This is a genomic window from Paenibacillus sp. Dod16 (assembly GCF_049893405.1).
Lineage (GTDB): Bacteria > Bacillota > Bacilli > Paenibacillales > Paenibacillaceae > Paenibacillus_AQ.
In genome coordinates, this window is record NZ_JBNDYG010000008.1 from 93,022 (window position 1) to 102,182 (window position 9,161).

The window sequence follows — 9,161 nt, forward strand, 5'->3', positions numbered from 1 at the left end:
TTTAATCATACTTCTCTATCCCTCGCTGCTCTGCCAGCAATAAATTTACCATATCACTATAGCTATTCAAACCGTCTGTCTGATTATTCGCCTTCAGATATAAGTCATTTACATTTCTTGAAATACTTGAAATACCACCCTCATACTTATCCCGGTACTGCTCATTTTGTTCTATATCATGCTGCACCGCCTTGGACAGACTGGACATTATATCAGACGCCTTATCTGGATCAACCCTTTTTAGCTCAGATATAGAATAATCAAATGCTAGAAAAAAACCACTATAAAGCATCATTGGATCATCCTGCTGCTTACATGCCAGATAAGCTATAAAATTTGCCTCATCCTCATGCATGAAACCACTCTGATGTGCCAATTCATGTGCCATAGTAGCAGGCGCCAAGAAAACTGGCACATTAACATTGATATTGGATTCAAAAGTAAAAGGGACAAAAATGCCATTTATCCCTGCATGCGACATTAGTTTTGACATCACCACTGGTTTTGGTCTTGAATATAAAGAATGCTCCAAAATAGGATATTTCTTTGATAACATTTGCATCGAGAACACTGCGTGTTGTGCATAATAATCAAAAACATCTGGTACATGAGCCAAAAGATCAGTATCCGCTAACTTTTCCCTTGCCAATTCCATTTCAACGGCAAGCGACTTAGTCAATTTGACCAGTTCCTCCTTGCTGTAGTTCTCCTCTTTATATTCGGTATGAGACAAAAAAGAATATCTGTGATAGTTTATTCCACCCAAAATAGTATAACAAAAATATATTACGCTACAGATCGTAACGATTCCTAGAGTACCACGATAAACTACCATCTTACGTACACCTTTACTCATGATCACCTTGCGCACATAATAAACTATATAAAATAGAAAAAGTAACACAACCAACACTACGAGCCATTCACTAACAGAAAATTTGACCCAAGAAGGTACAAATCCTACTGTTTTTGACAATAACGGATAGACAGACTTACTATATTTTTCCGCCCAATCCTGATGGTTCTGCGCGTATTTTGTCAGTATATAAGCTATAACTCCAAGTGAGATCCACGGCAATCTCTTAAGTAAAAGCTTTTTTATAATGTACTCCTCCTATCCAATAAATATAGGATGTACGCAATGTAACATCGTAATATTATTTCTTTATTTCAATATACTTTTCCTCATAAAAATCATGTTTATTAGAAAAAACATATTGATTCATAAAATCTATAGGAAGTACTTCATAAGCCCAGTAGGTACCATTAGGTCTATTACTTGAAATAGCATGTCGGGCGATTTCAGCAGCCACTGTACCCGTTAACTCTGAACTCGTTTCCATTTGTAAATTCAATCTGCACCTAACATTCTTTCCATTTTTCACTCCTGTAGCATCAATGACTAAAGCTATCCATTCCTCTTTAGGTTGCTCCTCTAAACTAATGTCTAGTTTTTTCATGGCTTCTTCAACCGAAGACTCAAGTTGCATTTGATAAAATTGCATTGCCAAACGAAAAATATAATCATTTGCTGCTATATTGTACCAGTGGAGTTCTTGTACCGAACTAACTTCTAGAATATCAATGATCTCTTGACTTAAATACGGTTTCTTATAGACAGGTACATCCACTTCAGGTACAAATTCTTTCTGCATCATATTTATATTTTCCGTTTTAACACGATGATCACTCCAATAAGAGTCTGTTTTTCCAATTACACTATGCCCACTCATTAATATATCTGAGATAGAAGTTTTCGTATAATGTTCCGCACCACCAATATAACAATTCACATGCTTAGTTTCGTCTAGTAAATGATTTATCACTCGTTTTAATAGCAAACCTGTAATTCCAGGACAAAAACCAGCTCCTATGTAATTTACACCGTTAGCTTTGAGCTCTAGCTCTTGCTCCTGACTCAATAATAAAGCGTTGGAAGCATCAACATATTTTGCTCCTACTTTCATTGCTGCCTGAGCAACTCTATCTTTAATTACAAATTCAGGCCCTGCACAATTAATGACAACTGTACAATCAGCACAGAATGCAATCAAGTTCTCCCAGTCAAAAATATCCAAAAAGTGATAGTTAAAATTATTCAGGTTCAATAATGCTGTAGGTTCACGCCGCTGTCCGCCCTTAACTATAAAGTCTTTACATAAGTTCTTACAGATGACTTCACCAATCATTCCGCCACACCCAACAACTGCGATTTGCTCCATCCGTACGACACCCCTTTCATCTTATACAAGCATAAAACAGTCCAAAAACTTATTTCATACACACATTGAGTTTAAAATACAAGACTAGTTATACCTTTCTCTATTAAAAGATCATTATTATGTCTACTCAACATACTCAATGCATAAAATCTTTGTTTGGTTTCCATTAATTCATGATATGTCCCGTGTTCTTCAATTTTTCCATTATTCAATAAAACAATTTCATCATATCCACTAAGAATTGATTCATCCAGCCTATGTGTAATGGAAATTCTCGTAATGCCCTGCATTTCACTTAACATACACTCCAGGTCACTAGCTGTTTGATTGTCCAACGCTGAAGTCGCCTCGTCCATAAGTAATATAGGTGATTTTCTAAGGAGTGCTCTTGCTACAGAAATTCTCTGTTTTTCCCCACCTGAAAAATGGATTCCATTTTCCCCACATAATACATCAAAGCCGCCTCTGTCATTAATCAATTTCTGTAACATGCTCTTCTTTATTACTTGCTCAAACTCGTCTGTGCCACATTCACGAAACAATTTAATATTTTGTTCAATCGTCTCATCAAAGATAAAACAGTCCTGATGAATAAAACTAACATTTTGGAAAATGGACTGATCACTTATTTTCTCAAGATCAACCCCGTCATACCTGATATTTCCTTCATATCCATCATAAAACCCAGTCAACATCTTTAATAAGGTTGTCTTTCCACTCCCGCTTGTTCCCACAATTGCGTAAGACTTTCCATATTCGAATTCAAAATTAATATCATCTAAGATTTTTTTTCCATCTACGCTTAACGAAAGCCCATTTAAAGAAATTTTATTACCAAATTTAGGAATATCAACTCTTTGAGTTTGATCCGTTTTTGCCTCTCCTATTTTATTGAAATTCATTAATAAAACCCGACTGGCCTGCCTTTTGGTAAAACCAGTTATGAGTCTATTAATGGGAACTGTTACGCAATTTAGCAATTGAATAAAAGCCATAATCTCTCCTACTGTAATTTCTCCTTTCATTAGCTGCTGAGTTCCCACAATAAATATGACTACAGCAACAAGAAATGTTGAAATATCAGTAAGTGACATAATTAGTGACAGCAGATTTTCGTATACCATTTTTGCTTTTTCCTGCTTGTTCGCCTTTGCCTTTGCCCTTTCAAAAATCTCTTTTTCGATGTTAAAGCTCTTAACAACCTGATTTCCTGACAATATATCTTTAATGAAAGATACATAACTTTTATTTTGCTCAGCCACTTCACCTTGTGCTTTTTGCATACGATTATTAAATATACTCGAAACTGCAAGTGGAATGATACAAGTGAGTAATATACTCAATGCAAGGAATGAATTAATGATAAACATCGCAAGCACTCCACCTACAAGCATAGCTAGCTGAACAAATATTTCCACGGTCCCTTTTATATAATCGTTTTGAATTATAGTTATATCATTTGACAATCGTGATATGTAAGTTCCATTACTCTCCTTGTTGAAACTTCTCATATCTAACCGCAAAATATTTTCAACAAGGGTATTTTTCAGGTTTAACGTTGCCCTTTTTGTATATAAATTTTTAACAGCATACCCCACATACATTCCCACTGCACCTAAAGGCAATAAAATAACTGAAATAGTAGTCACCTTAATAATATTGTCAATATCTTTATTAATAGAATAATCAATAAACTTTTGTAGTATAATCGCCAGTGCAATAAACAGAATAGATGTCACGATACCAAGTAAGCAGGACAAAATAAATAAGCCTATATTCTTCTTGTATATGCTTTTTGAAATTTTTTCATTCATACTATAAGCCCTCTTCTTGTTTCTAATTTCTTTTAGAGCATGTCTAATTTATACTTCAATTGTTTATTGCTAGATCATGTGCATTTTTCAGATATTTTGAGTGGGACCGCCACGAGCATATGCACATGACCCAGCATCATATGTCCTTTTATGCCCCCTCCACCTGCATAGCAGGTGGTTTATGGGTAAGATACAACATTAAATATTATTCATGACATCATTAAGGAGCTCTTCTTCAATTGTAATGCCTGTAATGCGAGCAATTAGAGTACTATTTTGAATGTAGAAGTGCATGCTAACTCCAAAATCTTCAGACTCTATAATCTGTGTTTGTAAAAACATCTTCTCTAATGATATGTCATCTCTACTTGCAAACTTATCAAGGACTCCCTGATAATTAATGATTGGAATGCGATTGGACATTTCATTAAAACCGTACTTTTGTGCGATAAGAAACAACTTTTCTGTAATTGCAGATTGATTAATACTGGATTTTTCTGATGCTGATAAAAGCTGTTCTTGCATTTTACTTTTCCTATCATAAATTGAATAATCTAAATTTAAAGTTAGCCCCAACATTCCCTTATTGAATTCATCTCTGTTATGTGTCAAAACAGAAACAGGTATGTTATTTAATTCTTCAGATAAGTCACTATACATAAGCCTTGATATAAATTCTGCTGCTGTATTAATGGGTTGTTCACTAAATTTCTGATATTGTATCTCATTTAGTTTTACATGAATTTCTGTAGACCTCTTAGTGTCTCGTCGAGAGACTAAGTTAGCTGATTTTTTAGCAACTTCAATATACTCTTTCATGTTAGACTCTTGATTATTAGAAATTTCCAGTTCATCAACTTTCTTTTTAATCATTTTGCAATATTCTATGAAAGAATAGTTATAGGGAGTGTTAAGTCTGTTGTTCAAAGTTTCATGAAGCATAACCTTAAACAAATCTTGTGAGACGCCATCCCATATTAAATGATGAATTGCACTAAGTACTAAGCAATGATCTGCATCTATTTCTACGATTAAAAATCTAGATAACAGCTTATCGTCAGTTAGAAAATTCATTTCATTCACAATTTCCTTAAATTGTTCTGCAGATAATTCTAAGGTTCCTTTCACTACTGGAATTTCCCATTTATCTGAATAATCGTATTCTTCTAAATAGGTCATTTTTCGATTTAATTTTGTTCTTAATGCTCCATGCCTGGAAATTATTTCTCTGACTGACACAGAAGCATTCTCTGCCGTTCCTTCTATTCTTATGATTTCAGTAATAATTTCTGTATCTGGTCGCAAAAAGTCTTCATGTCCTGTCAATACAGGACATTCTAAAGTAGAACGTGTTTTAATATAGTTATCTCCATAATCATTCAACTGTTTTTGTATCATGCACTTTAGATCTCCATCACGGTTATCACCAATAAATGTTACGTCTAATGGCATTTTTACTGTTCCTTTTCTGGTTAAACACGTTTCGACAACATCCTTAATTGCTCTTTCATATGCCAACACAAATGTTTGAGCATCATCGTCAGTATACAATCCAGTATCATATGCTATGTCAAATTCAAGTCGCCCATTTAAAACAGCCCCGTTTAGAGACAATCCCATTCCTGATGAATTTTTTGCTGACATACTTCTTCCTGATGGCATTTCCGACATGGATATTCCTTCAATTCTGTCTATCTCGTTATCCAATTCTCCAAGATAATTGAATGTCATGGCTGCGCTCATCTCAAGTCCACTATGCTCACCAAGATATCTCAAAACTCCATATCCAATTCCATGATTAGGGACCTGTCTCAATGTTCTTTTTGTCTCAAAAATGCTTTCTTCAACAGTATCTTTTGTCTCCAAAATAATAGGATATACACTTGTAAACCAACCAACTGTACGATCAATGGCGATCTCTCTATCTATTGTCTCTCTACCGTGACCCTCCATTTCTATGGTTAGGTACTTAGAGTTTCTCCATTCTTTTACCGCAATGGTCAGCGATGCCAGTAACAAGTCGTTTATTTCTGTTTTATATGTCTTTCCAGCTTCAAGTAACAGCTTTTTCGTCGTTTCAGAGTCCACTTTCACTACTTTATTTTTATATTGACCACTTGCTGTTTGTGTACTCTTGAATGTCTCCGTACTATTTGATTTATTTGATATATTTTTCCAGTATGCTATTTCATTTGAAAGTACTGCACTCTTAGCATATTGTGTTAAAGCATTCGCCCATTCTTTGTACGAAGCCGTTTTCATTGGCAGCGTGATTGTACCTGTCTCTTGTATTTGTCGATATCCACTAAATAAATCCTCCAGCAGAATTCTCCATGATACACCGTCTATGACTAGATGATGTACACAAATTAGTAAATGATCTCCACTGCCTGAATGGAACAGCCCTATTTTTACCAAAGGTCCTTTGGCTAGGTCTATGCTTGCCTGTAATTTATCGCTGGCATACTCTATCTCTTTCGAGGCATCTTGCACTTTTGTATAATCTTTTTCATACCAATCATATAGCTTGCTTTCCTCTGTAGACAGCGTGATTTGACGTTGTTCGTCATATACATTTCTTAAGGCGTCATGATGTTTAATGATCTCAGTAATTGCTGTCTTTAAACTAGGTATGTCAAACGGCTCATCACTTCTTAACATTAAGGCCTGATTAAAATGATTTGGTACTATGTGATCTTTATTGAAAAATTCTAGTTGTATAGGAGTTAGTGAACTTTCCCCATTGATTTCTCCCTGTTCGTATACTTGACTTACTTCTCCCTTTTGAATATTTTCCCCAATCTTTCTTGGTGTCTGCTGATACATTAATGCTGCGAAAGAAAGCTTATAACCTTTTTCCCGTAACTTTGAAACTGCCTTAATCGCTTTAATAGAATCTCCACCAAGTTCAAAGAAACTGTCCTCTATTCCGACTGGAGATACTCCCAAGATTTCTTCAAATACGTCCGTAATGACTTTCTCTGTTTTAGTTCTTGGCGGCATATATTCCTGTCCCTCTAATGCATTTGGTTCTGGCAGTGCCTTTGCATCCAGCTTACCATTTGGAGTCAGTGGCAATGCATCGATCTGCATCATAAAGCCAGGTAACATATACTCGGGCAGTTTGTCTCTCAAATCATTTTTAATTTCAGTCAGATCCAGTCTCTGCTCTTGATTTGTCGGGATCAGGTATGCACATATACGCTTGTCACCGCCTACTTCCAATGCAACAACGGCTACATCAGATATACCCGGCTGATTCCTTAGAACGCTCTCGATCTCGTACAACTCGATCCGATATCCCCGGATTTTAACCTGTTCATCTATTCTGCCCAGGTATTCGATCTCTCCGTTAGGCAGCCATCTCGCCAAATCTCCAGAGCGGTATAACTTCCCTTCTCCATAGGGATTGTCGATAAACTTCTCCGCTGTTAATTCAGGCTGGTTTAAATATCCTTTGGCTACTCCGTCTCCTGCGATGCATAGCTCACCAGGAATGCCTACACCACATAACTCCATCCCATTCAGTATATAGAGCTGCATATTGGCAATGGGATGCCCGATTCCTACACTTAAACCCTTATCTTTTTCTTTGGAATAGACATAGTCACAGCATCCTACGGTAGTCTCTGTAGGGCCATATTCGTTATGAATCTTTACGTTGTCTCCTAATAGCTTCTGCGTTTTCCATGCCGTATCTGTTGTTAACTCTTCTCCACCGACAATCAGCGTTTCTAAATTCGGTACATCTACTCCGTCTGCATAAGTTTCCAGCATCTTTAAATGAGAAGGAGTAAGCTTAAGGAAGGTTACCCTGTTATCTTTTAATGCTGCACTTAACCTTTCCTCCGTGTCCCCTCCCTTTAATAGAAGACATCCACCACTAATAAGAGGTAAATACAAGGAAGTTACGGAGAGGTCGAAACTTAAGCTTGTCATTAATACCGTCGTACAAGCTTCTTTCTGKTACTCTTGATCTGCATATGACAAGTAATGATCCAAKTTACCTCGTGTAACCGCCACGCCTTTGGGCTTTCCTGTCGTTCCTGATGTGTAAATCACATAGGCAATGTCGTCTTTTTCAACGGCACACGCTGGGTTTTTCTCCTTCTCGCCCAGGTCTTCAAGATTCATAGAGATACATGGGATTTCCGTTTCCAGCTTCTTCTCTCTTGTTAATATGACTTTGGGTGCTGCATCGTTCAGGATATGCTCGATTCGTTCCTTCGGAGTCGCTGGATCAATCGGGACATAGGAGGCTCCACTCTTTAGCACGCCTAAAATGCCAATCATCGTTTCCGCTTCCAGGGAAGCCATGATAGCCACTCGATCATTGGGCTGGACACCTAACGAGATCAGTTCCCATGCCAGTGCATTTGCCTTTCGGTTTACTTCTCCATAACGAAGTACTCCCGTTTCGTATTCGATTACCGTCTTCTCGGGTGTCTGTTCCGTATGTTTCTCGAATCGTTCTACTACCGTATGATGCTGTGCATACTCCGTATGGGTATCATTGAAAACCGTTATTATTCGTTGTTGTTCTACCTCACTGACCATGTTTAGTTCAGACAATTTCATTTCAGGGTTAGCAATCACCCTATCTAGCAATACCTTAAAATGTTCCAGTATGACCTGTGCTGAAGTCTGGGTAAATAAATCACTGCAATATACCAGATCTAAAGCGTACCCCTCTTTATACGCTGTCGCTTGTAAATCCAAATCGAATTTGGCATCAATGAAATGAATGCCCAACATGTCGACTTGGGCTTCGCCCATCGCAAGATGGATGTCTTCGTTATTCTGCATGGTAAACATCACGTCAAACAGCGGATTGCGTGACAGATCACGGCGTACTTCTACTTCCTCTACCAATTCTTCAAATGGGTATTCTTGATTCTCATACGCGTTTAATGCCAGCTCTTTGATCTCGCTTAAAAATTCCAGGAACGTTTTCTCGTCCCTTGGATATCCTCTCATTGCCAGCGTATTGACAAACATGCCGGCTATCGTCTCGGTATCCTGATGCACCCTGCCGGAGATGGGGGTTCCTACCACTATATCTTGTTGCCTGCTGTATTTATGCAGTTCTATCATAAATACAGCCAGTAAGGTCATGTAATCTGTC

At 37.2% G+C, this 9,161-nt stretch carries 4 protein-coding genes; all 4 read right to left on the bottom strand.

The genetic code is table 11. The features are described from left to right. Position 1: 1 nt before the first annotated feature. A complete protein-coding gene (locus ACPV3A_RS09490) occupies positions 2-1,069 on the bottom strand; it encodes a DUF3810 domain-containing protein (RefSeq protein WP_426199217.1) in 1,068 nt (355 codons plus the stop codon). 88 nt (positions 1,070-1,157) lie between these two features. Further along, complete coding sequence (locus tag ACPV3A_RS09495) at positions 1,158-2,222, bottom strand: saccharopine dehydrogenase NADP-binding domain-containing protein (RefSeq protein ID WP_426199207.1); 1,065 nt, start codon at positions 2,220-2,222, stop codon at positions 1,158-1,160. Positions 2,223-2,293: 71 nt separating this feature from the next. Next, a complete protein-coding gene (locus ACPV3A_RS09500; RefSeq protein ID WP_426199209.1) occupies positions 2,294-4,036 on the bottom strand; it encodes an ABC transporter ATP-binding protein in 1,743 nt (580 codons plus the stop codon). Positions 4,037-4,234: 198 nt separating this feature from the next. Then, a complete protein-coding gene (locus ACPV3A_RS09505) occupies positions 4,235-9,151 on the bottom strand; it encodes an amino acid adenylation domain-containing protein (RefSeq protein WP_426199211.1) in 4,917 nt (1,638 codons plus the stop codon). Positions 9,152-9,161: the final 10 nt, after the last annotated feature.